Raw genomic sequence first — 24,678 nt, forward strand, 5'->3', positions numbered from 1 at the left:
ATGGCGGCGTTCCCGGCGAGCGGAGAAATCAACAGCAAGCTGGCGGCCCCGGCAGAGGCAATTGCCCGCGTGGAGGCGCATTTCGCACCGGACGCGCTGGAGATTGACCATACGGACGGGATCAGCATGGCCTTCCCGGAATGGCGGTTCAACCTGCGTTCATCGAATACGGAGCCGGTGGTTCGTCTGAACGTCGAATCCCGTGCGGATGTCACGCTGATGGAAGAAAAAACTCAAGAGATTCTGGCATTGCTCAGAAAGTGACAGGTTGAGGCCAAAATAGATGCTCGCCAATCCCTCCTCGATTAGGCATTCAGTGTGACATAGATCGACAAAAGCTATTTATTTTGGCCAGTACTGGGTTAACATCACAGACACATTTCAAGCCGCGCATAAGTCGCGGTGACCACACCTGACAGGAGTATGTAATGTCCAAACAACAGATCGGCGTTGTCGGTATGGCAGTGATGGGGCGCAACCTGGCGCTGAACATCGAAAGCCGTGGTTATACCGTCTCCGTTTTCAACCGCTCCCGCGATAAGACCGAAGAAGTGATTGCAGAGAACCCGGGCAAGAAGCTGGTTCCTTTCTTTACGGTGCAGGAATTTGTTGAATCTCTGGAAACGCCTCGTCGTATCCTGTTAATGGTGAAAGCCGGTGCAGGCACTGATGCTGCGATCGACTCCCTGAAACCATACCTGGATAAAGGCGACATCATCATTGATGGCGGTAACACCTTCTTCCACGATACCATTCGTCGTAATCGCGAACTGTCTGCCGAAGGCTTCAACTTCATCGGTACTGGTGTGTCCGGTGGCGAGGAGGGCGCGCTGAAAGGTCCATCCATCATGCCTGGCGGTCAGAAAGAAGCGTACGAACTGGTTGCTCCTATCCTGACTAAAATTGCCGCAGTAGCTGAAGACGGTGAACCATGCGTGACCTATATCGGTCCGGACGGTGCGGGTCATTATGTGAAAATGGTTCACAACGGTATCGAATACGGCGACATGCAGCTGATTGCTGAAGCCTATTCACTGTTGAAAGGTGGTCTGAACCTGTCCAATGAAGAGCTGGCGCAGACCTTTACCGAATGGAACAAAGGCGAACTGAACAGCTACCTGATCGACATCACCAAAGACATCTTCACCAAAAAGGATGAAGAGGGTAAATACCTGGTTGATGTGATTCTGGATGAAGCAGCCAACAAAGGCACCGGCAAGTGGACCAGCCAAAGCTCGCTGGATCTGGGCGAACCGCTGTCACTGATCACCGAATCTGTCTTTGCACGTTACATCTCTTCCCTGAAAGAGCAGCGTGTTGCCGCGTCTAAAGTCCTCTCTGGTCCACAGGCTAAACTGGCTGGCGACAAAGCGGAGTTTATCGAGAAAGTGCGTCGCGCACTGTATCTGGGTAAAATCGTCTCTTACGCGCAGGGCTTCTCTCAGCTGCGTGCTGCCTCTGATGAGAACAACTGGGATCTCAACTACGGTGAAATCGCGAAGATTTTCCGCGCTGGCTGCATTATTCGTGCACAGTTCCTGCAGAAAATCACCGATGCTTATGCAGAAAACGCAAACATTGCCAACCTGCTGCTGGCACCGTACTTCAAGCAAATTGCCGATGATTACCAGCAGGCGCTGCGTGACGTTGTTGCTTACGCGGTACAGAACGGTATCCCGGTTCCTACCTTCTCTGCAGCCGTAGCCTATTACGACAGTTACCGTGCCGCCGTGTTGCCTGCTAACCTGATTCAGGCGCAGCGTGACTACTTTGGTGCGCATACCTATAAGCGTACGGACAAAGACGGTGTGTTCCACACCGAATGGCTGGATTAATTCTGACCGTTGAATAAAAAAACCCGGAGATTTCTCCGGGTTTTTTTATGTCTGAAGGGTGGAACTTGATTCGAAGTAGTCCGAATATCAGCCCGGTTAGCGTCTATCTGCTGGCTGTACCTTGACACCTCTACAAGCCAGGATGTAAAAACCCAACAGTTATTGATTATCGTGATGGTCTGGCGACCATCTCTACAGTTAACTCACAGAAGTCATTAGCGAATGAAAATTACAATTTCCGGTACAGGTTACGTCGGTCTCTCTAACGGTATTCTCATTGCGCAGAACCACGAAGTGGTGGCGCTGGATATCGTGCAGGCCAAAGTGGATATGCTTAACCAAAAGCAGTCCCCGATTGTAGACAAAGAGATTGAAGAATACCTGGCTACGAAGCCGCTAAACTTCCGCGCGACGACCGACAAGCAAGATGCTTATCGTGGTGCGGACTATGTGATCATTGCGACGCCAACCGATTACGATCCAAAAACAAACTACTTCAATACCTCGAGCGTTGAATCCGTTATCCGTGACGTAAAAGAAATCAACCCAAACGCCGTGATGATCGTCAAATCCACCGTTCCGGTTGGCTTCACTCAGTCTGTCCGTGAAAAATACGGCATCGATAACATCATCTTCTCGCCGGAGTTTTTACGCGAAGGTCGTGCGTTATACGACAATCTGCATCCGTCACGCATTGTCATTGGTGAGCGTTCAGAACGCGCAGAACGCTTCGCTGCTCTGTTGCAGGAAGGTGCCGTGAAGAAAGATATCGCCGTGCTGTTCACTGACTCCACCGAAGCTGAAGCCATCAAGCTTTTCGCTAACACCTATCTAGCGATGCGTGTCGCCTACTTCAACGAGCTGGACAGCTATGCAGAGAGTCTGGGGCTGGACAGTCGCCAGATTATCGAAGGGGTGTGTCTCGATCCGCGTATTGGCAATCACTACAATAACCCGTCCTTTGGTTATGGCGGCTACTGCTTGCCCAAAGATACCAAGCAGCTGCTGGCTAACTACCAGTCGGTACCGAACAATCTCATTTCAGCTATTGTCGATGCTAACCGCACGCGTAAAGATTTTATCGCTGACTCTATTCTTTCCAGAAAACCGAAGGTCGTTGGCGTGTATCGTCTGATCATGAAAAGTGGTTCTGACAACTTCCGTGCGTCGTCCATTCAGGGAATCATGAAGCGTATTAAGGCAAAAGGTGTCCAGGTCATTATTTATGAACCGGTGATGCAGGAAGACGAATTCTTCCACTCTCGCGTGGTTCGCGATCTGGATGCTTTCAAGAAAGAGGCGGATGTTATCGTTTCTAACCGTATGGCTGCCGAATTGGCAGACGTGGCGGATAAAGTGTATACCCGCGATCTGTTTGGTAGCGACTGACAAGCCTGTCGTACCCAGAAAAAAGCCCGGCACAGTTGCCGGGCTTTTTTGTTATCAGGCCTTGTAAAAATCGCGGTACCAGTTCACAAAGTTCTTCACGCCATCTTTCACCGATGTTTGCGGCTTAAAGCCGATAACGTCGTAAAGCGCTTTGGTGTCTGCACTGGTTTCAAGTACGTCACCCGGTTGCATAGGCATCATATTTTTGACCGCTTCGACGCCCAGGGCCTCTTCCAGCGCAGTGATGTAGTCCATCAGCTCAACAGGGGAGCTGTTACCGATGTTGTAGACGCGATACGGTGCGGAGCTGGTCGCGGGTGAGCCGGCTTCCACCGTCCAGCTTGCATCTGCCTGCGGAATGACATCCTGCAGTCGAATAATGGCTTCGGCAATATCATCGATATAGGTGAAGTCACGCTTCATCTTGCCGTAGTTATAAACGTCGATGCTGTTGCCTTCAATCATCGCTTTGGTGAATTTAAACAGCGCCATGTCCGGACGGCCCCATGGACCATAGACGGTAAAGAAGCGCAGGCCGGTAGTCGGCAACTGATAAAGATGTGAGTAAGTGTGCGACATCAGCTCGTTGGCTTTTTTGGTTGCCGCGTACAGTGAAACCGGATGGTCAACGGAGTCATCCGTCGAGAACGGCATTTTGCGGTTCAGCCCATAAACGGAGCTGGATGAGGCATAAAGCAGGTGCTGGACCTTGTTGTGGCGACAGCCTTCCAGCACGTTAAGATGGCCTGTCAGGTTTGCGTCAGCGTAGGCATGCGGATTTTCCAGGGAATAACGCACCCCGGCCTGAGCCGCCAGATGAATCACGCGATCGAATTTCTCCTGCGAGAACAGGGCTGCCATCCCTTCGCGGTCGGCCAGATCCAGTTTATGAAAAGTAAAACTGTCGGATGACAGGAGGTCCAGTCGCGCCTGCTTCAGGTTAACGTCGTAGTAGTCATTCAGGTTATCAATACCAACAACCTGATGTCCTGCCTGCAGGAGACGTTCGCTGACGTGAAAGCCGATAAAGCCCGCTGCGCCGGTGACCAGAAATTTCATACCGTTCCTTATCCAATATCTACATCGTGGGTGCGTAACTGCACCGGAATGGCATTTATGATAGCGCGATGCGCCAGGCTTACCAAACCGATCTTTTCGATATGACTCATCGGATTCTTATAGAAAATTCCACCACAAGCGATAAACTAGTAAACAATATTTTTTGTGCTTTTATCTGTTAAGGATTGTATGACGCATAACAACAATAACGTGGTCAGCAGAAGCAATGACCCGGAGCAAATTGATCTTATTGATTTAGCATTACAGCTTTGGCGGGGCAAGGGGATAATTGTGGCGTTTATTGCTGTCTTTATGTTGATAGCCGTGGCGTATATTACCCTGGCTAAAGAAAAATGGACCTCTACGGCGATTATCTCCCAGCCCGATGCGGCTCAAATCGCGACCTACAGCAATGCGTTGAACATCCTCTACGGAAGTAATGCACCCTCAATGCTGGATATCCAGACTCGCGCGATTGGTCGTTTTAACTCTGCTTTCTCTGCACTTTCTCAGGCCTTATATAATCAGGAAGACCCTGAAAAATTGACCATACAAGCTGTTGTGGCTGAACAACCTCTGCCATTAAGCGTTTCCTATGTCGGTGAGTCAGCTCAGGCTGCTCAGAAGCAGCTGGCGCAATACATCCAGCAGGTGGATGAGCAAACCGCAAAAGAGCTCTCTGTTGACCTTAAGGACAACATAAAACAGCAAATTACGACACTGAACGATTCCTTGAAGAACCAGGAAAAGGTTGCGCAGGAACAGAAAGAGTTGCGCATGAAGCAGATCGTCGAAGCACTAAAATTTGCTGAAGCGGCAAAAATTTCTACCCCGCAAATCCAGCAGACTCAGGACGTCACGCAGGAGACCATGTTCCTGCTTGGCAGTGAAGCGCTTAACTCTATGATTCAGCACGAAACCACGCGTCCTTTGGTGTTTTCACCTGCCTATTATCAGACCAAGCAGAACTTACTGGATATCCAGAATCTGAATGTCAATCCGGATACCATTCATGTGTATCGCTACGTAATGAAACCGGACCTGCCTATCCGTCGCGATAGCCCGAAAAAGGCGCTGTCTCTGGTGCTGGCTGTGCTGTTTGGTGGCATTATCGGTTCTGGTGTTGTGCTGGGACGTAATGCGCTGCGTAACTATCAGCGCAGAGAGATCTAGCAGACAGATTGCGGACAAAAAAAGACCGGGTTTCCCCGGTCTTTTTTTATTTGTGGCGCTGACGTAAGTTCTCAATTACCGCCGTTAGGTCGAGATCCTGGTCCTGGAGCAACACCAGCAAGTGGTACATCAGGTCGGAGGCTTCGTTTATCAGCTCCTCCCGGTCATGCACGGTCGCCGCCAGTGCCGTTTCGACCCCTTCTTCGCCCACCTTTTGCGCGATACGTTTGGTCCCGCTCGCATACAGTTTGGCGGTATAGGAGCTTTCCGGGTCTGCCGTTTTGCGCTCAGCCAGCAGTTGTTCCAGCTGAAACAGGAACAGCCACTGATGGCTGGCCTCGCCAAAACAGCTACTGGTCCCTTTATGACAGGTTGGGCCGACAGGGTTTGCCAGTACCAGCAGCGTGTCATTATCGCAGTCCGGTGCAATGCTCACCACATTGAGGAAATGACCCGAGCTTTCGCCTTTGGTCCACAGGCGTTGTTTGGTGCGCGAGTAGAAGGTCACTTTCCCGCTGTCGAGCGTGGTCGCCAGCGCCTCGGGGTTCATATAACCCAGCATCAGCACTTCGCCAGATACCGCGTGTTGTACGACCACGGGCAGCAATCCGTCCGTTTTTTCCCAGTCCAGTTGGGCCCGCTGTTGCTCTGTTAACATACCCTTATCTCCACGCCCTGATCTGCCAGGTACGTTTTTAACTCGCCAATATTAATAATCTGCTTGTGGAATACCGATGCCGCCAGCGCGCCGTCGACGTTTGCATCACGGAACGCTTCCAGGAAGTGCGCCATGGTTCCCGCGCCGCCGGAGGCGATCAGCGGAACGTGGCACACGGCGCGCACCTTTTTCAGCTGCTCGAGATCGTAGCCATTACGCACGCCGTCCTGGTTCATCATGTTCAGCACGATTTCACCTGCGCCACGTTTTTGTACTTCCTGGACCCAGTCCAGGGTTTCCCACTGGGTAATGCGCGTCCGGCTTTCATCGCCGGTGTACTGATTGACGTGGTATTTCCCCGTCGCCGCATCGAACCAGGTATCAATACCCACGACAATACACTGCACGCCAAAGCGGTCAGCCAGACGGGTGATAAGCTCCGGATCGGCCAGGGCAGGGGAGTTGACGGAAATCTTGTCAGCACCGAACGAAAGAATACGGGCTGCATCGTCGGCTGTTTTGATACCGCCCGCGACGCAGAACGGAATATCGATCACTTCTGCCACACGCGACACCCAGCTTTTGTCCACTACGCGCCCGTCGCTGGAAGCGGTGATATCGTAAAACACCAGTTCGTCTGCGCCTTCTTCGGCGTAGCGTTTTGCCAGCGGTACGATGTCGCCAATAATTTCATGGTTGCGGAACTGCACACCTTTTACGACCTGTCCATCACGAACGTCGAGGCAGGGAATTATCCGTTTTGCCAGCATTGAATCGCCTCCGTCACAGTAAATTTATCTTCCAGTAATGCCCGGCCCACGATAACCCCGCGCACGCCCGTGCCACGCAGCGCCGCAATATCCGCCAGCGAACCAATGCCGCCAGACGACTGAAAAGCCACCTGCGGGTAACGCGCGCACACGTCGTCGTACAACGAAACGTTAGAACCCGCCAGCGTACCGTCGCGAGAAATATCGGTGCAGAGGACATGTTTCAGCCCAACGGGCAGGTACATTTCGACCAGCGCTTCCAGCGTTACGCCGGAGTTCTCCTGCCAGCCGCTGACGGCCACGTGTTTTTGCCCCTGGTCATCGATACGGACATCCAGCGCCAGCACAAGCGCATCCGCGCCAAAGCGACGGAACCAGCCTTTCACATTTTCAGGATCGTTAACCGCCGTGGAACCCACCACCACGCGCGCCACGCCGGCATCGAGCAGGGCGGCGACATCCTCTTCGGTACGAACGCCACCGCCGACCTGCACGGGCACATCGACGCCGGCCACCAGGCTTTTGATCAGCGCAATCTGGCGCTTAGCGGGATCTTTCGCCCCGGTCAGATCGACCAGATGCAACACCTCGCCACCCTGGGCGACATAATCCTGCAGGCGCAAAAGCGGATCGTTGCCGTAATGACGCTGCTGGTCGTAATCTCCCTGATGGAGACGCACTACCGTGCCGTCGATTAAATCTAACGCAGGAATGATCATCACATCTCCAGGAAGTTTTTCAGCAGCTGTGCGCCCGCCGCGCCGGAGCGCTCCGGATGGAACTGCACGCCAAAGAAATTATCTTTATTCACCGCTGCGGTGAAGGCTTCGCCGTACTGACACTGGGCAATAGTCCAGGTATTAACCGACATGGCGTAGCTGTGCACAAAATAGAAATAAGACCCGTCTTCAATCCCCCGGAACAGACGATCGCCCGCCTTGGGATAAACGCGGTTCCAGCCCATGTGCGGCAGGGGCAGACCGTGATCGACCATTTTCGGCACGTCTTCTTCGATAATGCCGAGTAAGTCCACGCCGTTGCTCTCTTCGCTGCGCCGCCCAAGCAGCTGCATGCCAAGGCAAATACCCAGCACCGGTTGGGTACAGGCTTTTATGAGCTCCACCAGCTCGCGTTCGTGGATCTGATCCATTGCCGCCTGGGCCGTCCCGACGCCCGGTAAAAAGAGTTTGTCAGCGCGCAGCACCAGGTCAGGATCGCGACTCACGGTAGGCTCATAACCATGACGCGCAATCGCCGACTTGACGGAGTTCAGATTGGCGCATCCGGTATCCAGAATGACCACGTTCATCACAACACTCCTTTTGACGAGGGCAGCGTGTCACCCTCCACGCGAATCGCCTGGCGCAGCGTGCGGCCAAAGACTTTAAAGAGGCTTTCAACGCGGTGGTGATCGTTTTTGCCTTTGGTCTTCAGGTGCAGCGTCACGCCCATGGTGTAGGAGAGCGAGCGGAAGAAGTGCTCGACCATTTCGGTGCTCAGGTCACCGACGCGCTGATAGGTAAAATCGGCTTTATACTCCAGGTGCGGACGGCCGGAGATATCCAGCGCACAGCGCGCCAGGCATTCATCCATCGGCAGCACAAAACCGAAGCGGTTAATGCCACGTTTATCACCCAGCGCCAGCTTCAGGGCTTCACCCAGTGCCAGCCCGGTATCTTCCACCGTGTGGTGATCGTCAATATAAAGGTCGCCTTTCACGTTGATTTCCATCCGGAAACCGCCGTGGGTCGAAATCTGGTCCAGCATATGATCAAAGAAACCAACGCCCGTGTGGATCTTGCTGCTACCTTCACGGTCCAGCCAGACCTTAACGTCAATCTGTGTCTCTTTGGTATTACGCTCGACGTGCGCGTAACGATCGCGCTGCGTCAGGCGCTCACCGATAATGGCCCAGTTCAGGTCGGTACGGTTAAAACGCAGCCCCTGAATGCCCATATTATTCGCCAGCTCAATGTCGGTCGCCCGATCGCCAATCACATAGCTGTGCGCTTTATCGAGGGCTTCGTCAGCCAGATAACGTTCCACCAGCTTCACTTTTGGCTTACGGCAGTCGCAGTTATCGGACGGCAGATGAGGGCAGATCAGCACCTCGTCAAACGTCACGCCCTGCGAGTTCAGGATCTGCATCATCAGATTGTGCGGCCCGTCAAATTCCGCCTGCGGGAAGCTGCTTGTGCCCAGCCCGTCCTGATTAGTGATCATCACCAGCTTGTAACCCGCTTTTTGCAGCTTCAGCAGCACGGGGATCACGTCCGCTTCAAAAGCCAGCTTGTCGAAACGGTCGACCTGATAGTCACTGGGTGGCTCGGCAATCAGGGTGCCGTCACGATCGATAAAGAGGTACTTCTGGCTCATACTTTCTCCGCTTTCAGGGCGTCAATCACGCGCTGGCTCTCTTCACGTGTGCCCACGGTGATTCGCAGGCAGCCGCTTAAAGAAGGTTGTTTATTTTGGTCTCGTAAGATAATGCCCTGATCCCATAAAGATTTAAATACAGCACTGGAGGCGGTAAAACGGACCAGGATGTAATTTGTTTCAGACTCAAAGACCTGTTCCACACAGGGGATCTCTTTCAGGGCATTTGAAAGATACTGACGTTCCAGCAGAATTTGCGCCACCCGTTCGCGCATAGCGTTGATCCCCTGCGGCGTAAGCGCCTGCGCGGCAATATCGGCCACGGGCGTTGAGAGCGGATAAGGCGCAATCACCTTCATCAACAGGTTAATGACTTCCTGGTTGGCCAGGGTAAAGCCGCAGCGCAGGCCTGCCAGCGCAAAGGCTTTGGACAGCGTGCGCAGAACAACCAGATGAGGATACTCTTCCAGCCAGCCTGCCAGCGTCGCCTGTGGGCAGAACTCAATATAGGCTTCATCGGCAACGACCAGCGCTTTACCCCGGGTTAGCTCCAGCAGGGTACGGATATCCTGCGGATTAATAATCTGTCCGGTCGGGTTGTTCGGGCTGCAGACGAAGACGACCTTAACGCCGTCCAGGTTCTCTGTAATCGTGGGCAGATCGAGCTGCCAGTCTTCCAGCGAAAGAACGTTGCGACACTCCACACCCAGTGTTTCAGCGCTCACGCTGTACATACCGTAGGTCGGCTGGCAGTACATCACGGCATCTTTATCCGGTTCGCAGAACGCGCGAATCAACAGCTCAATGCCTTCGTCGGCGCCACGGCTGACCAGCACCTGCTCCGGTTTTACCCCTGCATACCGGGCATAGTTCTCAATAACGGCTTTTGGCTGGCATTCCGGATAACGGTTTAATGTTTGCTGAGTAAGCGCAAAGCTGACGGCGGTCGGGAATTCGTTTGCATTCAACCAGACATCGCCGTTGCCGCCCAGACGGCGTGCAGACTGATACGGAGTGAGTCTGCGGACATTTTCACGGGCTAACTCTTCAATGCTCATGCTTGCTCCTTCAGGGCTGCAACGCGCAGCGTCACGGCGTTTTTGTGGGCGGTCAGCCGCTCCGCAGCGGCCAGCGTTTCGATGGTGGAGGCCAGCGCGGAGAAGCCTTCGCGGCTCAGTTCCTGCACCGTCATACGTTTCTGGAAATCAGCCAGACCCAGGCTGGAACAGGTCGAGGTGAACCCATAGGTCGGCAGAACGTGGTTCGTGCCGGAGGCATAATCACCTGCCGATTCGGGCGACCAGTCGCCCAGGAAGACAGACCCTGCGCTGGTGATGCTCTCCACCAGATCGCGTGCGTTGCGGGTCTGAATAATCAGGTGCTCAGGCCCGTACTGGTTAGAGATGGCAATACACTGCTCCAGGTCTTTCGCCACGATAAGGCGGCTGGCGGCCAGTGCCTGTCGGGCGGTTTCAGCCCTCGGCAGGTCGGCAAGCTGGCGCTCGACGGCCTCGCCCACGCGCTGCGCCATCCCGGCATCCGGCGTTAGCAGGATCACCTGCGAGTCCGGGCCGTGCTCGGCCTGCGAAAGCAGATCGGAGGCGACGAAGTCCGGCGTTGCCCCGCTATCGGCTATCACCAGTACTTCGGACGGACCCGCAGGCATATCAATGGCCGCGCCGTCTAAACGCTGGCTGACCTGGCGCTTGGCTTCGGTGACAAAGGCGTTGCCCGGGCCAAAGATTTTATCCACCTTAGGGACGGTTTCAGTGCCAAAAGCAAGGGCGGAAATGGCCTGAGCGCCACCGGCTTTGAAAATAGCCTGCACGCCGCACAGACGGGCAGCGTAGAGGATCTCATCGGCAATCGGCGGCGGTGAACAGAGAACCACTTTCCGGCAGCCCGCGATGCGTGCCGGTGTCGCCAGCATCAGTACGGTCGAAAACAGCGGCGCGGTGCCGCCAGGAATATAAAGACCAACGGAGTCCACCGGACGGGTTACCTGCTGGCAGCGCACGCCGGGCAGCGTTTCCACATCTACGGCGGGCAACTGCTGCGCGGTGTGGAAGGTATCAATGTTTTTAACCGCGATGGCCATTGCCTGTTTGATCTCATCACCCAGGCGCTGGCTGGCTTCTTCTATTTCCTGTTCGCTTACCTGTAACGCCGCGATCTCGGTTTTATCAAACTTCGCGCCGTATTCACGCAGGGCGTCATCCCCGCGGGCTTTCACGTTATCCAGAATCTCGGTCACCGTGCGGGTGATGCTCTCAGAGGCGGAGAGGGCAGGGCGCATCAGCAGGGCTTTTTGCTGCGCTTCGCTACAGGTATTCCAGTCGATGAGGGTATTAAAGCTCATGATCGTCTTCCTAAAGTTGCCGGATGCCGGCCTACGGGTTGTGTAGGCCCGGTAAGCGAACTGCCACCGGGCGGCATACGTGACGTTATTCCATCATCTTCTCAATCGGCAGCACCAGAATGGAGCTTGCTCCCAGCGCTTTCAGTTTTTCCATGGTTTCCCAGAACAGGGTTTCACTGCTGACCATGTGCATCGCCACGCGCTGTTGATCGCCTGCCAGCGGCAGAATCGTCGGGCGCTCTGCGCCTGGCAACAGGGCAATCACTTCATCCAGACGCTCGGTGGGTGCATGCATCATGATGTATTTGGATTCGCGCGCCTGAATCACGCCCTGAATACGGGTCAGCAGTTTGTCGATCAGCTGCTGCTTGGCATCCGCCATTTCGCCATCACGCTGAATCAGGCAGGCTTTAGAGCGGTAAATCACTTCGACTTCACGCAGGCCGTTGGCCTCAAGCGTGGCGCCAGTGGAGACCAGATCGCAGATGGCGTCCGCCAGACCGGCACGCGGGGCAACTTCCACTGAACCATTCAGCAGGCAGGATTTGAACTGCACCCCTTTTTGATCCAGATAACGTTTGAGCAGGTGAGGATAAGAGGTGGCGATACGTTTGCCGTTCAGCCCGGCCGGGCCGTCCCAGGCTTCATCGGCGTTGGTGGCCAGCGACAGGCGGCAACCGCCAAAATCCAGGCGGCGCAGGGTAAAATAGCGCGGATCTTCGCCCTGCGCACGACGGGTGAGTAACTCTTCTTCAAGAACGTTTTCGCCAATGATACCGAGGTCAACCACGCCGTCCATCACAAGACCGGGGATATCGTCATCACGTACGCGCAGAATATCGATCGGCATATTTTCTGCCAGGGCAATCAGGCGCTGGGTGTGCAGATTAATTTTAATACCGCAACGGGCCAGTAATTCGCGTGAATCATCGCTCAGACGGCCTGATTTTTGAATAGCTATGCGTAAACGTGAGTTATCTAACATTCTGTGGTCCTCGTTATCCTGTTTGAATCTGCCTGAACACGGTCCAAAAAAAAGCCCCCGGAAGATGATCTTCCGGGGGCTCTCTCTTGCGTTCTCGCACCACTGGAAGATCTGAATGTCTTCCAGCACACATCGCCTGAAAGACTAGTCAGGATGATGGTGATGATGGTGGTTTTTAAATGGAACGCGTGTCATATAATTTCTCGATGAATGCTTATTCATTTGATGTCTTTTAACCTAAACCACATTAATGGTGTAAAGCAAGGCCTTTTTTTAATCATTAATTCATTTCATATTGAAGCTATGAATTGTCAGTTCCGTATCGCTGGCGTAGCCTTAACAGGAGACGCGTGAATGTCAGGAGAAAACGCATGAAAAAGGTCGCAATTGTCGGTTTAGGATGGTTAGGGATGCCGCTGGCGATGTCATTGACGTCGCGAGGCTGGCAGGTGACCGGCAGCAAAACCACGGAAGATGGGGTTGAGGCTGCCAGAATGTGTGGCATCCAGAGCGTGGTGCTTCGCCTGGAGCCAGAGCTGGTTTGTGATGCTGACGATCTGGACACACTGATGAACGTGGATGCCCTGGTGCTCACCTTGCCCGCACGTCGCAGTGGTCCCGGAGAGACATTCTATCACCAGGCCGTGCAGGAAATCGTGGACAGCGCCTTAGCGCACAATATCCCGCGTATCATTTTTACCAGCTCAACGTCTGTCTACGGCGATATCGACGGTAACGTAAAAGAGGGCACGGAGCGCGAACCGGTGACTGCGAGCGGCCGTGTGCTGAAAGAGCTGGAAGACTGGCTGCACAACTTGCCAGGCACGCAGGTGGATATTTTACGTCTTGCCGGACTGGTTGGCCCGAATCGTCACCCGGGGCGTTTTTTCGCCGGTAAAACCGCGCCAAATGGGCAGCACGGTGTCAATCTTGTGCATCTTGAGGATGTTATCAGCGCGATTACGCTACTCTTACAAGCTCCGAAGGGCGGGCACATCTATAATATATGTGCACCTTCTCACCCGGCGCGAAGCACTTTTTATCCGGTGATGGCCCGCCAGCTAGGGCTGGAGCCTCCGCAATTCCGGGACACCTCCGGGGAAGGGCAAGGCAAAGTCATTGATGGCAATCGTATTTGCCGTGAACTGGGATTTGAATATCAATATCCCGATCCGCTGGTTATGCCAATGGAATAACGTCCCCAGCGGAGACGATCGCACACCGAAAGGGGGCGAGTATGAAACCTCTGCTGGATGTTCTGATTATTCTGGATGCCCTGGAAAAAGAGGGAAGCTTTGCCGCGGCGTCGGCAAAGCTCTACAAAACGCCCTCCGCGCTGAGCTATACCGTTCATAAGCTGGAAAGCGACCTCAATATTCAACTGCTTGACCGCTCGGGCCACCGCGCCCGCTTTACCCGCACCGGACAAATGCTGCTCGAAAAAGGGCGTGAAGTGCTGCATACGGTTCGCGAGCTGGAAAAGCAGGCCGTAAAGCTGCACCAGGGGTGGGAAAATGAACTGATCATTGGCGTCGATGATACCTTTCCCTTTTCACTGCTGACGCCGCTGATTGAAGCTTTTTATCAGCGCCACAGCGTGACCCGGCTGAAATTCATTAACGGGGTGTTGGGCGGCTCCTGGGAGGCGCTCACGCAGGGCAGGGCGGATATTATCATCGGCGCCCTGCATGACCCTCCGCAGTTAAGCGATTTCGGCTTCGCCCGGCTCGGCGTGCTTGAGCAGGTGTTTGTGGTTGCGCCTCATCATCCACTGGCGCAGGAGCCAGAACCGATTAGCCGTCGCGTCATTAAAGGGTGTCGGGCGATTGTGGTTGGGGACAGTTCCTTACCTGAATGCGCGATGTCTTCCCAATTACTGGACGATCAGGAAGCCATTACCGTTTTTGATTTCAAAACCAAGCTGGAGCTGCAAATCAGCGGGCTGGGCTGCGGGTATTTACCCCGCTATCTTGCGCAGCGTTTTATTGAATCGGGCGCGCTGGTGGAAAAACAGGTACTGGCCCAGGTGAACCACGATTCGGTATGGGTTGGCTGGAACGAACAGACCGCCGGGCTGGCTAGCGCATGGTGGCGAGATGAAATTTTAGCAAATAGTGCTATTGCTATGGTTTACACAACGGAGGATGCCGCGAATTCAGCCAGTTAGTAAAAAGAAAAGAGTAAATGCCTGGCCAAAGTATTGCGTTTTGCCTTCAAGGTGGGGCAAAATGCGGCCGCTGCAAACAAATGAATAATCGACGATATAAAAGGCGTCGGTTATTTTTTTTTGCATGTACCAAAACGCCATTTAAAAAAATCCAAGAGGCCGGGCTTAGTACCGGATAGATATTTACTAAAATCCGACAGTTGTTGTCGCTGAGGAATACAGAAATGGGGCAATCTTTTGCTTACGCGGCGGTATTTACCGTAATGGAGAATAACCATGTCGCATAACGCTACTCCAACCTCTCGCGTGGAATTACGTAAAACCCTTACGTTGATTCCGGTTGTTATGATGGGCCTTGCCTACATGCAGCCGATGACGCTGTTTGATACGTTCGGTATCGTATCAGGCCTTACTGACGGTCACGTTGCAACGGCTTACGCCTTTGCGCTGATCGCGATTCTCTTTACAGCGCTGAGCTACGGTAAACTGGTTCGCCGTTTCCCGTCTGCAGGCTCTGCATACACCTACGCTCAGAAATCCATTAGCCCTACCGTTGGCTTTATGGTGGGCTGGTCATCTCTGCTGGACTACCTGTTCATGCCGATGATCAACATTCTGCTGGCGAAAATTTACTTCGAAGCGCTGGTGCCTTCCGTACCTTCGTGGATCTTTGTTGTCGCACTGGTGGCCTTTATGACCATCTCTAACCTGCGCAGCATTAAGACCGTCGCAAACTTCAACACCCTGATTGTTATTCTGCAGATGGGTATTGTTGCGGTGATTGTGGGTCTGATCATTTACGGCGTTTCTCACGGTGAAGGGGCAGGCACGCTGACCAGCACACGTCCGTTCTGGTCTGAAGGTGCGCACGTTGTGCCAATGATTACCGGCGCGACTATTCTGTGCTTCTCGTTCCTGGGCTTCGACGGCATCTCTTCTCTGTCTGAAGAGACCAAAGACGCTGAACGTGTGATTCCACGTGCGATCTTCCTGACAGCGCTGATTGGCGGCATCATCTTTATTGGTGCGTCTTACTTCCTGCAGCTGTACTTCCCGGACATCTCTCGCTTTAAAGATCCGGATGCGTCACAGCCTGAAATCATGCTGTATGTTGCGGGTAAAACTTTCCAGTGGGGCGTGCTGATTTTCTCCAGCGTCACCGTGCTGGCATCCGGTATGGCGGCGCATGCAGGCGTGTCTCGTCTGATGTATGTGATGGGCCGTGATGGCGTCTTCCCGACGCGCTTCTTCGGTTATGTTCATCCGAAATGGCGTACTCCTGCGTGGAACGTGTTGCTGGTAGGTGCCATTGCGCTGATGGCCATTAAGTTTGACCTGGTCACCGCAACGGCGCTGATTAACTTCGGTGCGCTGGTTGCCTTTACCTTTGTTAACCTCTCGGTGATCTCTCAGTTCTGGATCCGCGAGAAGCGCAACAAAACGCTGAAGGACCACTTTAACTACCTGGTCCTGCCATTGTGTGGCGCGATGACCGTGGGCGCGCTGTGGATTAACCTGGAAGAGAGCTCAATGGTTCTGGGTCTCATCTGGGGCGGCATTGGCCTGATTTATCTGGCATGCGTGACTAAAAGCTTCCGCAACCCAGTGCCACAGTACGAAGACATTCCGCAGTAATACGCGTTAAGCATGATAAACCGGAGACATGTTCTCCGGTTTTTTTTGCCTTAAATCTGACTTAACCCAAATGATTAATAACCGTCAGGTCTATGTTAGACGTTTTGGTTATTGGTTCCTGCCAGAACGATCCATAATAATTTGCAGTCTGATATTTTGCTGACTTATTAATTATTATGCTTTCAATGATATTGAGCGGGCTATTTTGCGGCGCGCTTCTCGGTTTTGTTATGCAGCGCGGACGTTTCTGCCTGACGGGCGGTTTCCGCGATATGTATATCGCAAAAAATAATCGCATGTTCTATGCACTGCTCATTGCCATCGCCATCCAGAGCGTGGGGGTATTTGCACTCATTCAGCTTGGGTATATTCGTTATTCTGCGGGCGCCTTCCCCTGGCTGGGCACTGTCGCCGGGGGCTATATCTTCGGGCTGGGGATTGTCTATGCGGGCGGTTGCGCGACAGGTACCTGGTATCGCGCCGGTGAGGGGCTTATTGGCAGCTGGATTGCGCTCTTTACCTATATGCTGATGAGTGCCGTAATGCGCTCGCCGCACGCTGATGGCCTGAATCAGGTACTCAAAACCTACAGCACGGAGCATAACTCCATTCCGGAGACCTTCGGTTTGTCCGTATGGCCGTTTATCGCTCTGTTACTGGTCGTCACCGTCTGGCTGGTGATGAAGGAGCTGCGTAAACCAAAACGTAAGATTGCCTCGCTTCCACCACGCCGCACCGGTCTGGCGCATCTGTTGTTTGAGAAGCGCTGGCATCCGTTTGTCACCGCCGTACTCATTGGGTTGATTGCGCTGCTGGCCTGGCCATTGAGTGAGGCGACAGGACGACTGTTTGGCTTAGGCATCACCTCGCCGACCGCTAACATCCTGCAATTTTTGGTGGCAGGGCAGAGTAAATTCCTCAACTGGGGCGTGTTCCTGGTGCTGGGGATTTTTCTCGGTTCCTTTATTGCGGCAAAAGCCAGCCGCGAGTTCCGCGTCCGCGCGGCAGATGCGCAAACCACGCTACGCAGTGCCTTTGGCGGCCTTCTGATGGGCGTTGGCGCCAGTGCGGCGGGCGGGTGCTCCATTGGTAATGGTCTGGTGATGACCGCGATGATGACCTGGCAAGGATGGATCGGTTTAGTCTTTATGATCCTCGGCGTATGGACGGCGTCGTGGTTTTTATATGTTCGCCCTCAGCGAAAAGCAACGCTTGCGCCGGCGACAGCCTAACACGTACAGGAGCAGTATATGACCGTTAAAAAACTCGATGTGGTGACGCAGGTGTGTCCGTTTCCCCTGATCGAAGCCAAAGCGGCGCTGGCGGAAATGGCCAGCGGCGATGAGCTGATTATTGAATTCGACTGCACCCAGGCCACGGAAGCCATTCCGCAGTGGGCGGCAGAAGAGGGTCACGAAATCACGGATTACCAGCAGGTGGGCGACGCGGCCTGGAGTATCACCGTTCAGAAAGCCTGACTTTCATCCCCTCCCGCCCGGGAGGGGATTGGCTACACAATCTCCTGCGCGTACTGATAGAGCGCTTTCAGCAGCGTCTGTTTCTCCGTATCGCCTTCATACTGCGTATAGAGCATTTCCAGCTCCTGCGCATAGCCCTGCAAAAACTCCGGCGTAAATACGTTGCGACGATGCTGAAGCCAGCGCGCCTGTTCGTTTTCGTCCAGCGTGCCTGGGAAATTACGGGCGCGGTAGTTGAACAGTAATTTCTCGATGCGTTTATCGACAAAGGTAATGTCCAGGGCGGGCAGGTTACGCGGATCGGTTTGCAGCACGATGTTCATCGCGGCCCGATCGGCATCGCTGAAGAAACCGTTGTAAAGCTGGGCATCGACGTTCTCTGACGGGACAAAAGGTTCGGCTTCGGCAAAAATGGCCACCACTTTGTCACGCACCTGCGGGTTATCGCGCAGCACTTTCAGATTATCCAGACAGCGCTGGCGGTCGATACCCAGCCGTTCTGCATCTTCCGGGCGAAGGGTGTTTGCTTGCGCCAGTACCGGGCACTTATTGATATGGACCAGTTTGACTGGAACGGGTGATGCCTCGCCCAGCGCTGCTTTCGGGGTATAAAGGCGTTCACGCAGGGCATCGCTCTCCAGCTCCAGAAGCGGGGTGATGTCCTCAGCGAGGTCCACCATGATCACCGCATTGCGGTTGTCCGGATGCCAGGCCAGCGGGGAAACCCAGCTGGTATTACCGCGCCAGGCCCCGAACATGCCGGAAATATGCACCAGCGGCTTCATCTGCGGCACGTCAATCAGCGTCATTAATTTATGCTTGCTGCGATGGCTAAGCAAATACTCAAAAAGACGCGGCTGGGCGGTTTTAACCAGCTTAGCCATGGCGATAGTGGCGTAAACATCGGCCATCGCATCGTGCGCGTTGCTGTGCTCAATGCCGTTGGCGCGGGTGAGATGTTCCAGACGAAAGCTGGGTAACCCATCGTCGTTCTCGGGCCAGTTTATGCCCTCAGGGCGCAGGGCATAGCAGGCGCGCATGATATCCAGCAAATCCCAGCGCGAGTTGTGATTCTGCCAGCTCCAGGCATAGGGATCGTAGAAGTTGCGGTAAAAGATATTGCGCGTAACTTCATCATCAAAGCGGATGTTGTTATAGCCCACCACGCAGGTATCAGGCACGGTGAAAAGACGATGAATACGCCCGGCAAATTCGGCTTCAGTGACCCCTTTTTCACGGGCTTCCTGCGGAGTGATCCCGGTGACCATAACGGCACCGGGTTGCGGCAGGTAATCATCGGCAGGCTTACAGTAAAAAACCTCTGGTTCACCGATGACGTTGAAATCCGCATCGGTGCGAATCGCCGCGAACTGAGAGGGACGGTCCAGCGATGGGCTGGTGCCAAAGGTCTCGTAATCGTGGAAAAGGAATGTAGGGAGCGCGGCGGAATCAGACACCAGTAATACCATCCAGTTGAAAAGTGACTCCTCTATGGTAAACCATCCCGGGGCTCCCTCCGAACGAAAAGCGTGAATTCATGGCGAAATTGCGGCGTAGATTCCGATAAAATCACGACGCTAGTCACACTTTTTTGCAATTTTTTCAGGTAACGACACAAGAACTTCCGTAAAACGGACAGCGATTTTAAATGACCTGAGGATATACCCTTGAAACGCCGTCTGTTTATTGCTGTTTCCTTGCTCGCTTCGAGCATTACCTCTGCACTGGCTGCCGAACCGCTGGATTTTGCGCCGCAGCCGCCTGCCATTCAGGCAGGGTCCTGGGTGCTGATGGACTACACCACGGGTCAAATTTTAACGGCCGGAAACGAACACCAGCAGCGTAACCCGGCGAGCCTCACTAAACTGATGACGGGCTACGTAGTGGATCGCGCCATCGACAGCCACCGTATTACTCCCGATGACGTTGTCACCGTGGGCCGCGATGCGTGGGCGAAAGGCAATCCGGTGTTTGATGGTTCTTCGCTGATGTTCCTGAAAGAGGGCGATCGGGTTACGGTTCGCGATCTAAGCCGGGGTCTGATCGTGGATTCCGGTAATGACGCCTGCGTGGCGCTGGCCGATCATGTCGCCGGTGGACAGCCGCAGTTCGTTACCCTGATGAACGACTATGTGCAAAAGCTCCATTTACGCGATACCCATTTTGAAACGGTACATGGCCTGGATGCACCCGGACAGCACAGCTCCGCTTACGACTTAGCCGTGCTGTCTCGCGCAATTATCCACGGTGAGCCTGAGTTTTATCACATGTACAGTGAAAAGAGCCTGACATGGAATGGAATCACCCAGCAAAACCGCAACGGTCTGCTGTGGGATAAAACCATGAATGTCGATGGTCTGAAAACCGGGCATACCTCCGGGGCAGGCTTCAACCTGATTGCCTCGGCGGTCGACGGTCAGCGCCGGTTAATCGCGGTGGTCATGGGGGCAGACAGCCCGAAAGGACGTGAAGATCAGGCCCGCAAGCTGTTGCACTGGGGACAACAAAACTTCGACACCGTGCAGATCCTGCGCAGCGGTAAACAGGTGGGGACCGAACGGATCTGGTATGGCGATAAAGAGCAGATCTCCCTGGGCACGGAGCAGGATTTCTGGCTGGCCTTGCCAAAAGCGGAAGTCGCAAACATCAAAGCCAAATATGTGCTGGATAAAAAAGAGCTGGAAGCCCCGATTGCGGCCCATCAGCGCGTAGGCGAAATCGAGTTGTACGATCGGGATAAGATCGTGGCGCACTGGCCGCTGGTCACTCTGGAAAAGGTCAATAAAGGCGGGTTCTTCTCACGCCTGAGCGACTATATCCACCATAAAGCCTGACCCCTTCTTCCTTCCTTAAAAAGCAGACTGGCACTCCTGCGAGTCTGCTCGCATAATAAACACTTCCGGTTTGCCGTACAGACATAATCTGCTTTAGAGTGGATGTATATACAGTGATAATACGGAGGCAGCATGGACTACAGCATCACGCAGCAGCAGAAACGTAAAATTGCCGGTTTTCATCTGGTTGGCCCATGGGACCAGACGGTTAAACAGGGCTTTGAGCAGTTGATGATGTGGGTACAGGGCCGCCAGATCCAGCCCCTGGAGTGGATCGCGGTCTATTACGATAATCCCGATGAAGTGCCTGCGGAAAAACTGCGCTGCAATACGGCGATCGCCGTCGCGGAGGATTTTGTTATTCCGCCAGACAGCGAAGGCGTCATTCTGACGGAAGTGGCAGCAGGGGATTATGCCGTTGCCACGGCGCGGGTAGAAAACCACGATTTCGCCACCCCCTGGAAGCACTTCTTTAACAGTCTCCTTGAAGACAGCCAGTACGAAATTGCGCCAAAGCCGTGCTTTGAACGTTACCTTAATGACGGTAACGCGGACGGCTACTGGGATATTGAAATGTGTGTGCCGGTACAAAACAGAGCGGGTTAAAGTTTATTCCTGCAAATTATAGGGTTTTTCTGCCGGGCGTGATGCGTCTGGCAGAAAACTCAGTACAATTGTGATTTGCCGTGTAGCTGGAGAGCGGGTGTGCGTCCCGACAAATCATTAACTCCTTTTGAGATCCGTCTTTATCGCCATTACCGCGTTGTGCATGGTTGTCGCATCGCCCTGGCATTCATCCTCACCTTTCTGCTGGTGCGCCTGCTTGATATCCCGGAGGGCACCTGGCCACTGATCACCCTTGTTGTGATCATGGGTCCGATCTCTTTTTGGGGAAACGTGGTCCCTCGCGCCTTTGAGCGTATCGGCGGCACGATATTTGGCTCCGCGCTAGGGCTTATCGCCCTCAGGCTGGAACTCATCTCTCTGCCGGTTATGCTGCTCTGGTGCGCCTGTGCGATGTTTTTGTGCGGATGGCTGGCGCTCGGGAAAAAGCCCTATCAGGCGTTGCTGATTGGTATCACGCTCTCCGTGGTGGTCGGTGCTCCGGCGGGGGATATGGCTACGGCGCTCTGGCGAAGCGGTGATGTGATCCTTGGCTCTTTACTGGCGATGCTCTTTACCGGAATCTGGCCGCAGCGCGCATTCCTGCACTGGCGCATTCAGATGGCGAACTATGTGACGGCCTTTAACCGTGTCTATCAGGCCGGGTTTTCGCCTAATCTGGTTGAGCGTCCGCGGCTTGAAAAACACCTGCAAAAGATCCTGAACGATGTGGTGAAAATGCGTGGGCTGATTGTGCCGGCCAGCAAAGAGACCCACATTCAGAAATCCATCTTTGAAGCGATTCAAACCGTGAGCCGCAATCTGGTGTGCATGCTTGAGCTGCAAATTAACGCCCACTGGGCGTCTCGCGCCAGCCACTTCGTCCTGCTTAATGCGCATACGCTGAAAGAGACTCAACAGATGACGCAGCAAACGTTGCTGACCATCGCTCACGCGCTCTATGAAGGAAACCCGCAGCCCATTCTGGCCAACACCGAGCGTCTTAACGAGATTGTGGCGGAGTTGCGCCAGCTTATAAACGAGCATAAAGGCGACAACGTGGCGGAAACGCCTATCCACGGTTACGTCTGGCTGAGCATGGAGCTGGCGCGTCAGCTTGAGCTATTGTCGCATCTTATCTGCCGGGCGCTGCGCAAATAAAACGCTGCCAGGGGGAGTTGTGATGCCTGCTGCTTCGATTCAGCATCATTTGAGGTTATGATAGCTTTAAACGATATACTCATTGTCATTCGCAACCGCTGTAAGTAAGGTTAATGTCACAACGGTTGCTTTAACGAATCCGAATCCACATTATCAGGGGTATAAAAATGGAAACTACCAAGCCTTCGTTCCAGGATGTTCTGGAGTTCGTCCGCCTGTTCCGCCGCAAAAACAAACTGCAGCGTGAAATCCAGGACGTGGAGAAGAAGATCCGTGACAACCAGAAACGTGTTCTGCTGCTCGACAACCTGAGCGATTACATCAAGCCAGGCATGAGCGTTGAAGCTATTCAAGGCATTATTGCCAGCATGAAAAGCGATTATGAAGACCGCGTTGACGACTACATCATCAAAAATGCAGAGATTTCCAAAGAACGTCGCGACATCTCTAAGAAGCTGAAAGTGATGGGTGAGATCAAAAACGCTGAAGCAAAAAGCGAATAATCCCGACGCGTTATGCATAAAGGCTCTCTGGTGACAGAGGGCCTTTTTTGTTGTCAGGGAAAGCCGGTCCGTTAAGGCGAATCTTATAGAAAGGGTTATATTTAGCTTATCGACGTCGTATCACATAACAGGGACATTATGATTCGTTTAACTACGCTGGCCTTCGCGCTTGCCGCGCTGACTCAGAGCGCACTGGCGGTGACGTATCCGCTTCCTCCGGAGGGAAGCCGGCTGGTGGGCGCGCCCGTCACGGTGACCGTGCCGGAAGGCAATACCGAGCCGCTGGAATTTTTTGCCGCTCAGTACGGGCAAGGGTTCAGCAATATGCTCGAAGCCAATCCCAGCGTCGACCCTTTCCTGCCTAAAGCCGGTACGCAGCTGATCATTCCGCAACAGTTGATTCTGCCCGATACCGTACGGCAGGGGATTGTGATTAACGTTGCTGAGATGCGGCTTTATTACTATCCGGAAGGGAGTAATACCGTTGAGATCCTGCCGATTGGTATCGGGCAAGCCGGGCGCGAAACGCCGCGTAACTGGGTCACCAAAGTCGAGCGCAAGCAGGAGGCGCCAGCCTGGACGCCTACCACGAATACCCGGCGTGAATATGCCAAAGAGGGCAAAACCTTGCCGGCTTTTGTCCCGCCAGGGGAAGATAACCCCATGGGGCTCTATGCCATTTACATTGGCAAGCTGTATGCGATTCACGGCACCAATGCGAATTTCGGTATCGGCCTGCGCGTCAGCCAGGGCTGTATTCGCCTGCGCAAAGACGATATTAAATATCTTTTCGACAACGTTCCGGTGGGCACGCGGGTTCAGATGATCGATCGGCCGGTAAAAGCCACCCTTGAGCCGGACGGAACGCGCTGGCTCGAAGTGCATGAGCCTTTATCCCGCAACCGTGCCGAATTTGAATCGGACAAGAAGGTTCCGTTGCCCATCACGCCAGCACTGCGCATGATGACGCAGGGTGTGGACGTGGATGCCGCTGTGGTCAGTGCCGCCTTCACCCGCCGCTCAGGTATGCCCGTACCCATTAATGTTCAACAGGATCATACCGGGCAGCTATAAAGGCGCATATTCAGAAGCTTAACGGCGCGACAGGCCGGATAAGCGCAAGCGTCACCCGGCGAGAAGGGGGCCAGCGCCCCCTGACTGTTCTCAGAACGCTTTTTTGAGGTTGAGCATAAAGCCCCTGTCGCTGATGCCGTCCTCCTTCCACTGGTAGGCATCCAGATGCAGCGCCGAGTCATTGCTGCTGAACTTAACGCCCGCCGTCGCCAGACCGTTCACGCCGCCGCCTTTCTGCCCGTCATCCAGGCTGAACTGCTGGCCTGCCGCACCCTGCAGTGAGGCGGTGCGCTGGCTTTTGCTGTAGCTCAGGTTCGGGCCGCCTTCCAGCGTCATGTTTGCGCTCCAGCCGTTTTTACCCGCGTAGTCCAGCTTCAGACCGGCAACGGAGTCCACCGCCGTTTCGCTGCCCGCGTTCATCGTCAGGTTAAAATCACCCGCGCTGCGCTCGCGATAGCCATCCTCAAGGGTGTGGCGGAAATTCACGCCCGCGTATGGCGTCACGGTCATCCCCTCGGAGAGCATAAAGGTCTTCGCGCCCTCGCTGCGGAACTCCAGATACTGCTGACGCGCGTCGGAATCGGCCACCTTGTTCACGTCGCCATACGCCACCGAGCGG

26 protein-coding genes, 1 pseudogene and 1 other annotated feature are annotated in these 24,678 nt (G+C 54.1%); of the genes and pseudogenes, 15 read left to right on the top strand and 12 right to left on the bottom strand.

The genetic code is table 11. The annotated features are described in order from the left end of the window. The 3 genes and pseudogenes from LZP96_RS22720 to ugd all read left to right on the top strand — a co-directional run. Positions 1–264: pseudogene (locus tag LZP96_RS22720) on the top strand (phosphomannomutase CpsG); the annotation flags it as partial. Positions 265–428: 164 nt separating this feature from the next. Beyond that, positions 429–1,835 (top strand): NADP-dependent phosphogluconate dehydrogenase, encoded by a 1,407-nt coding sequence (gnd, locus tag LZP96_RS22725; protein WP_064326656.1) that lies wholly within the window; start codon positions 429–431, stop codon positions 1,833–1,835. A gap of 222 nt (positions 1,836–2,057) precedes the next feature. Further along, the gene (ugd, locus tag LZP96_RS22730) at positions 2,058–3,224 is read left to right on the top strand and encodes a UDP-glucose 6-dehydrogenase (RefSeq protein WP_064326655.1); all 1,167 of its coding nucleotides are present in this window, start codon (positions 2,058–2,060) and stop codon (positions 3,222–3,224) included. Between the two features lie 54 nt (positions 3,225–3,278). On the opposite strand, the gene LZP96_RS22735 is transcribed toward ugd, so the two are convergent. Further along, positions 3,279–4,283 carry an NAD-dependent epimerase gene (locus LZP96_RS22735; protein WP_064326654.1) on the bottom strand — a complete coding sequence of 335 codons (1,005 nt, stop codon included), beginning with the start codon at positions 4,281–4,283 and terminating at the stop codon, positions 3,279–3,281. Between the two features lie 189 nt (positions 4,284–4,472). Between LZP96_RS22735 and wzzB the strand changes: the two genes are divergently transcribed. Then, positions 4,473–5,456, top strand: coding sequence for an LPS O-antigen chain length determinant protein WzzB (gene wzzB / locus LZP96_RS22740; RefSeq protein ID WP_064326653.1), 984 nt, complete (start codon positions 4,473–4,475; stop codon positions 5,454–5,456). Positions 5,457–5,502: 46 nt separating this feature from the next. Here wzzB and hisIE read toward each other — a convergent pair whose 3' ends face one another. From hisIE to hisL, 9 genes are all read right to left on the bottom strand, one after another. Beyond that, positions 5,503–6,114, bottom strand: a complete 612-nt coding sequence (hisIE, locus tag LZP96_RS22745) for a bifunctional phosphoribosyl-AMP cyclohydrolase/phosphoribosyl-ATP diphosphatase HisIE (protein ID WP_258926364.1) — start codon at positions 6,112–6,114, stop codon at positions 5,503–5,505. Beyond that, on the bottom strand, positions 6,108–6,884 hold the full coding sequence (gene hisF / locus LZP96_RS22750; protein ID WP_258926365.1) for an imidazole glycerol phosphate synthase subunit HisF: 777 nt from the start codon (positions 6,882–6,884) through the stop codon (positions 6,108–6,110). Before hisF ends, hisIE begins: the two co-directional genes overlap by 7 nt. Then, the gene (gene hisA / locus LZP96_RS22755; RefSeq protein ID WP_258926366.1) at positions 6,866–7,603 is read right to left on the bottom strand and encodes a 1-(5-phosphoribosyl)-5-[(5-phosphoribosylamino)methylideneamino]imidazole-4-carboxamide isomerase; all 738 of its coding nucleotides are present in this window, start codon (positions 7,601–7,603) and stop codon (positions 6,866–6,868) included. Before hisA ends, hisF begins: the two co-directional genes overlap by 19 nt. Then, positions 7,603–8,193, bottom strand: a complete 591-nt coding sequence (gene hisH / locus LZP96_RS22760; RefSeq protein ID WP_258926367.1) for an imidazole glycerol phosphate synthase subunit HisH — start codon at positions 8,191–8,193, stop codon at positions 7,603–7,605. The genes hisA and hisH overlap by 1 nt, the downstream gene beginning before the upstream one ends. Beyond that, positions 8,193–9,260, bottom strand: a complete 1,068-nt coding sequence (hisB, locus tag LZP96_RS22765; protein WP_064326648.1) for a bifunctional histidinol-phosphatase/imidazoleglycerol-phosphate dehydratase HisB — start codon at positions 9,258–9,260, stop codon at positions 8,193–8,195. Before hisB ends, hisH begins: the two co-directional genes overlap by 1 nt. Beyond that, on the bottom strand, positions 9,257–10,318 hold the full coding sequence (gene hisC, locus LZP96_RS22770; RefSeq protein WP_258926368.1) for a histidinol-phosphate transaminase: 1,062 nt from the start codon (positions 10,316–10,318) through the stop codon (positions 9,257–9,259). Before hisC ends, hisB begins: the two co-directional genes overlap by 4 nt. Continuing rightward, positions 10,315–11,619 carry a histidinol dehydrogenase gene (hisD, locus tag LZP96_RS22775; RefSeq protein ID WP_258926369.1) on the bottom strand — a complete coding sequence of 435 codons (1,305 nt, stop codon included), beginning with the start codon at positions 11,617–11,619 and terminating at the stop codon, positions 10,315–10,317. The genes hisC and hisD overlap by 4 nt, the downstream gene beginning before the upstream one ends. A gap of 85 nt (positions 11,620–11,704) precedes the next feature. After that, entirely contained in the window at positions 11,705–12,604 is a 900-nt protein-coding gene (hisG, locus tag LZP96_RS22780) for an ATP phosphoribosyltransferase (RefSeq protein ID WP_064326645.1), read from the bottom strand. Positions 12,605–12,649: 45 nt separating this feature from the next. Next, positions 12,650–12,773, bottom strand: a sequence feature (His leader region). Then, complete coding sequence (hisL, locus tag LZP96_RS22785) at positions 12,749–12,799, bottom strand: his operon leader peptide (RefSeq protein ID WP_099516347.1); 51 nt, start codon at positions 12,797–12,799, stop codon at positions 12,749–12,751. (Overlaps the previous feature by 25 nt.) Before the next feature lie 176 nt (positions 12,800–12,975). Here hisL and LZP96_RS22790 point away from each other — a divergent pair, with 176 nt between their 5' ends. The 6 genes from LZP96_RS22790 to tsuB all read left to right on the top strand — a co-directional run bounded on the left by LZP96_RS22790 (position 12,976) and on the right by tsuB (position 17,884). Further along, the gene (locus LZP96_RS22790) at positions 12,976–13,800 is read left to right on the top strand and encodes an SDR family oxidoreductase (protein ID WP_258926370.1); all 825 of its coding nucleotides are present in this window, start codon (positions 12,976–12,978) and stop codon (positions 13,798–13,800) included. A gap of 41 nt (positions 13,801–13,841) precedes the next feature. Beyond that, positions 13,842–14,771: a LysR substrate-binding domain-containing protein gene (locus LZP96_RS22795; protein ID WP_064326643.1), complete on the top strand. Its 930-nt coding sequence runs from the start codon at positions 13,842–13,844 to the stop codon at positions 14,769–14,771. Positions 14,772–14,995: 224 nt separating this feature from the next. Beyond that, complete coding sequence (gene yoeI / locus LZP96_RS24240; protein ID WP_157685373.1) at positions 14,996–15,058, top strand: membrane protein YoeI; 63 nt, start codon at positions 14,996–14,998, stop codon at positions 15,056–15,058. Then, a complete protein-coding gene (locus LZP96_RS22800) occupies positions 15,048–16,406 on the top strand; it encodes an APC family permease (RefSeq protein ID WP_064326642.1) in 1,359 nt (452 codons plus the stop codon). The genes yoeI and LZP96_RS22800 overlap by 11 nt, the downstream gene beginning before the upstream one ends. A 176-nt stretch (positions 16,407–16,582) precedes the next feature. Further along, the gene (gene tsuA / locus LZP96_RS22805; RefSeq protein WP_064326641.1) at positions 16,583–17,638 is read left to right on the top strand and encodes a thiosulfate utilization transporter TsuA/YeeE; all 1,056 of its coding nucleotides are present in this window, start codon (positions 16,583–16,585) and stop codon (positions 17,636–17,638) included. Positions 17,639–17,656: 18 nt separating this feature from the next. Then, positions 17,657–17,884: a thiosulfate utilization sulfurtransferase TsuB/YeeD gene (gene tsuB, locus LZP96_RS22810; RefSeq protein ID WP_064326640.1), complete on the top strand. Its 228-nt coding sequence runs from the start codon at positions 17,657–17,659 to the stop codon at positions 17,882–17,884. Positions 17,885–17,916: 32 nt separating this feature from the next. Here the strand turns inward: tsuB and sbcB are convergent, their stop codons facing one another. Continuing rightward, positions 17,917–19,353, bottom strand: coding sequence for an exodeoxyribonuclease I (gene sbcB, locus LZP96_RS22815; protein WP_258926371.1), 1,437 nt, complete (start codon positions 19,351–19,353; stop codon positions 17,917–17,919). A gap of 198 nt (positions 19,354–19,551) precedes the next feature. Between sbcB and dacD the strand changes: the two genes are divergently transcribed. The 5 genes from dacD to ldtA all read left to right on the top strand — a co-directional run bounded on the left by dacD (position 19,552) and on the right by ldtA (position 24,059). Next, on the top strand, positions 19,552–20,718 hold the full coding sequence (dacD, locus tag LZP96_RS22820) for a serine-type D-Ala-D-Ala carboxypeptidase DacD (RefSeq protein ID WP_064326639.1): 1,167 nt from the start codon (positions 19,552–19,554) through the stop codon (positions 20,716–20,718). Between the two features lie 132 nt (positions 20,719–20,850). Further along, positions 20,851–21,324 carry a DNA gyrase inhibitor SbmC gene (gene sbmC, locus LZP96_RS22825; RefSeq protein WP_064326638.1) on the top strand — a complete coding sequence of 158 codons (474 nt, stop codon included), beginning with the start codon at positions 20,851–20,853 and terminating at the stop codon, positions 21,322–21,324. 99 nt (positions 21,325–21,423) lie between these two features. Further along, positions 21,424–22,482 carry an FUSC family protein gene (locus LZP96_RS22830; RefSeq protein ID WP_258926372.1) on the top strand — a complete coding sequence of 353 codons (1,059 nt, stop codon included), beginning with the start codon at positions 21,424–21,426 and terminating at the stop codon, positions 22,480–22,482. A 167-nt stretch (positions 22,483–22,649) separates the two neighbouring features. Beyond that, positions 22,650–22,985, top strand: coding sequence for a DUF496 family protein (locus LZP96_RS22835; RefSeq protein WP_064326636.1), 336 nt, complete (start codon positions 22,650–22,652; stop codon positions 22,983–22,985). 138 nt (positions 22,986–23,123) lie between these two features. Beyond that, positions 23,124–24,059 (top strand): L,D-transpeptidase, encoded by a 936-nt coding sequence (gene ldtA, locus LZP96_RS22840; protein ID WP_258926373.1) that lies wholly within the window; start codon positions 23,124–23,126, stop codon positions 24,057–24,059. Between the two features lie 90 nt (positions 24,060–24,149). On the opposite strand, the gene LZP96_RS22845 is transcribed toward ldtA, so the two are convergent. Continuing rightward, positions 24,150–24,678, bottom strand: a 529-nt coding sequence (locus LZP96_RS22845; RefSeq protein ID WP_258926374.1) for an autotransporter outer membrane beta-barrel domain-containing protein, incomplete at its 5' end; no start/stop codon positions are given.

This window comes from Huaxiibacter chinensis (assembly GCF_022171985.1).
Classification (GTDB): domain Bacteria; phylum Pseudomonadota; class Gammaproteobacteria; order Enterobacterales; family Enterobacteriaceae; genus Enterobacter; species Enterobacter chinensis_A.

What these genes read in the sequence shown, in the direction of transcription:
- gnd (WP_064326656.1), top strand. Translation starts at nt 429, where the DNA reads ATGTCCAAACAACAGATCGGCGTTGTCGGTATGGCAGTGATGGGGCGC.
- ugd (WP_064326655.1), top strand. Translation starts at nt 2,058, where the DNA reads ATGAAAATTACAATTTCCGGTACAGGTTACGTCGGTCTCTCTAACGGT.
- LZP96_RS22735 (WP_064326654.1), bottom strand. Translation starts at nt 4,283, where the DNA reads ATGAAATTTCTGGTCACCGGCGCAGCGGGCTTTATCGGCTTTCACGTC.
- wzzB (WP_064326653.1), top strand. Translation starts at nt 4,473, where the DNA reads ATGACGCATAACAACAATAACGTGGTCAGCAGAAGCAATGACCCGGAG.
- hisIE (WP_258926364.1), bottom strand. Translation starts at nt 6,114, where the DNA reads ATGTTAACAGAGCAACAGCGGGCCCAACTGGACTGGGAAAAAACGGAC.
- hisF (WP_258926365.1), bottom strand. Translation starts at nt 6,884, where the DNA reads ATGCTGGCAAAACGGATAATTCCCTGCCTCGACGTTCGTGATGGACAG.
- hisA (WP_258926366.1), bottom strand. Translation starts at nt 7,603, where the DNA reads ATGATCATTCCTGCGTTAGATTTAATCGACGGCACGGTAGTGCGTCTC.
- hisH (WP_258926367.1), bottom strand. Translation starts at nt 8,193, where the DNA reads ATGAACGTGGTCATTCTGGATACCGGATGCGCCAATCTGAACTCCGTC.
- hisB (WP_064326648.1), bottom strand. Translation starts at nt 9,260, where the DNA reads ATGAGCCAGAAGTACCTCTTTATCGATCGTGACGGCACCCTGATTGCC.
- hisC (WP_258926368.1), bottom strand. Translation starts at nt 10,318, where the DNA reads ATGAGCATTGAAGAGTTAGCCCGTGAAAATGTCCGCAGACTCACTCCG.
- hisD (WP_258926369.1), bottom strand. Translation starts at nt 11,619, where the DNA reads ATGAGCTTTAATACCCTCATCGACTGGAATACCTGTAGCGAAGCGCAG.
- hisG (WP_064326645.1), bottom strand. Translation starts at nt 12,604, where the DNA reads ATGTTAGATAACTCACGTTTACGCATAGCTATTCAAAAATCAGGCCGT.
- LZP96_RS22790 (WP_258926370.1), top strand. Translation starts at nt 12,976, where the DNA reads ATGAAAAAGGTCGCAATTGTCGGTTTAGGATGGTTAGGGATGCCGCTG.
- LZP96_RS22795 (WP_064326643.1), top strand. Translation starts at nt 13,842, where the DNA reads ATGAAACCTCTGCTGGATGTTCTGATTATTCTGGATGCCCTGGAAAAA.
- LZP96_RS22800 (WP_064326642.1), top strand. Translation starts at nt 15,048, where the DNA reads ATGTCGCATAACGCTACTCCAACCTCTCGCGTGGAATTACGTAAAACC.
- tsuA (WP_064326641.1), top strand. Translation starts at nt 16,583, where the DNA reads ATGCTTTCAATGATATTGAGCGGGCTATTTTGCGGCGCGCTTCTCGGT.
- tsuB (WP_064326640.1), top strand. Translation starts at nt 17,657, where the DNA reads ATGACCGTTAAAAAACTCGATGTGGTGACGCAGGTGTGTCCGTTTCCC.
- sbcB (WP_258926371.1), bottom strand. Translation starts at nt 19,353, where the DNA reads ATGGTATTACTGGTGTCTGATTCCGCCGCGCTCCCTACATTCCTTTTC.
- sbmC (WP_064326638.1), top strand. Translation starts at nt 20,851, where the DNA reads ATGGACTACAGCATCACGCAGCAGCAGAAACGTAAAATTGCCGGTTTT.
- LZP96_RS22835 (WP_064326636.1), top strand. Translation starts at nt 22,650, where the DNA reads ATGGAAACTACCAAGCCTTCGTTCCAGGATGTTCTGGAGTTCGTCCGC.
- ldtA (WP_258926373.1), top strand. Translation starts at nt 23,124, where the DNA reads ATGATTCGTTTAACTACGCTGGCCTTCGCGCTTGCCGCGCTGACTCAG.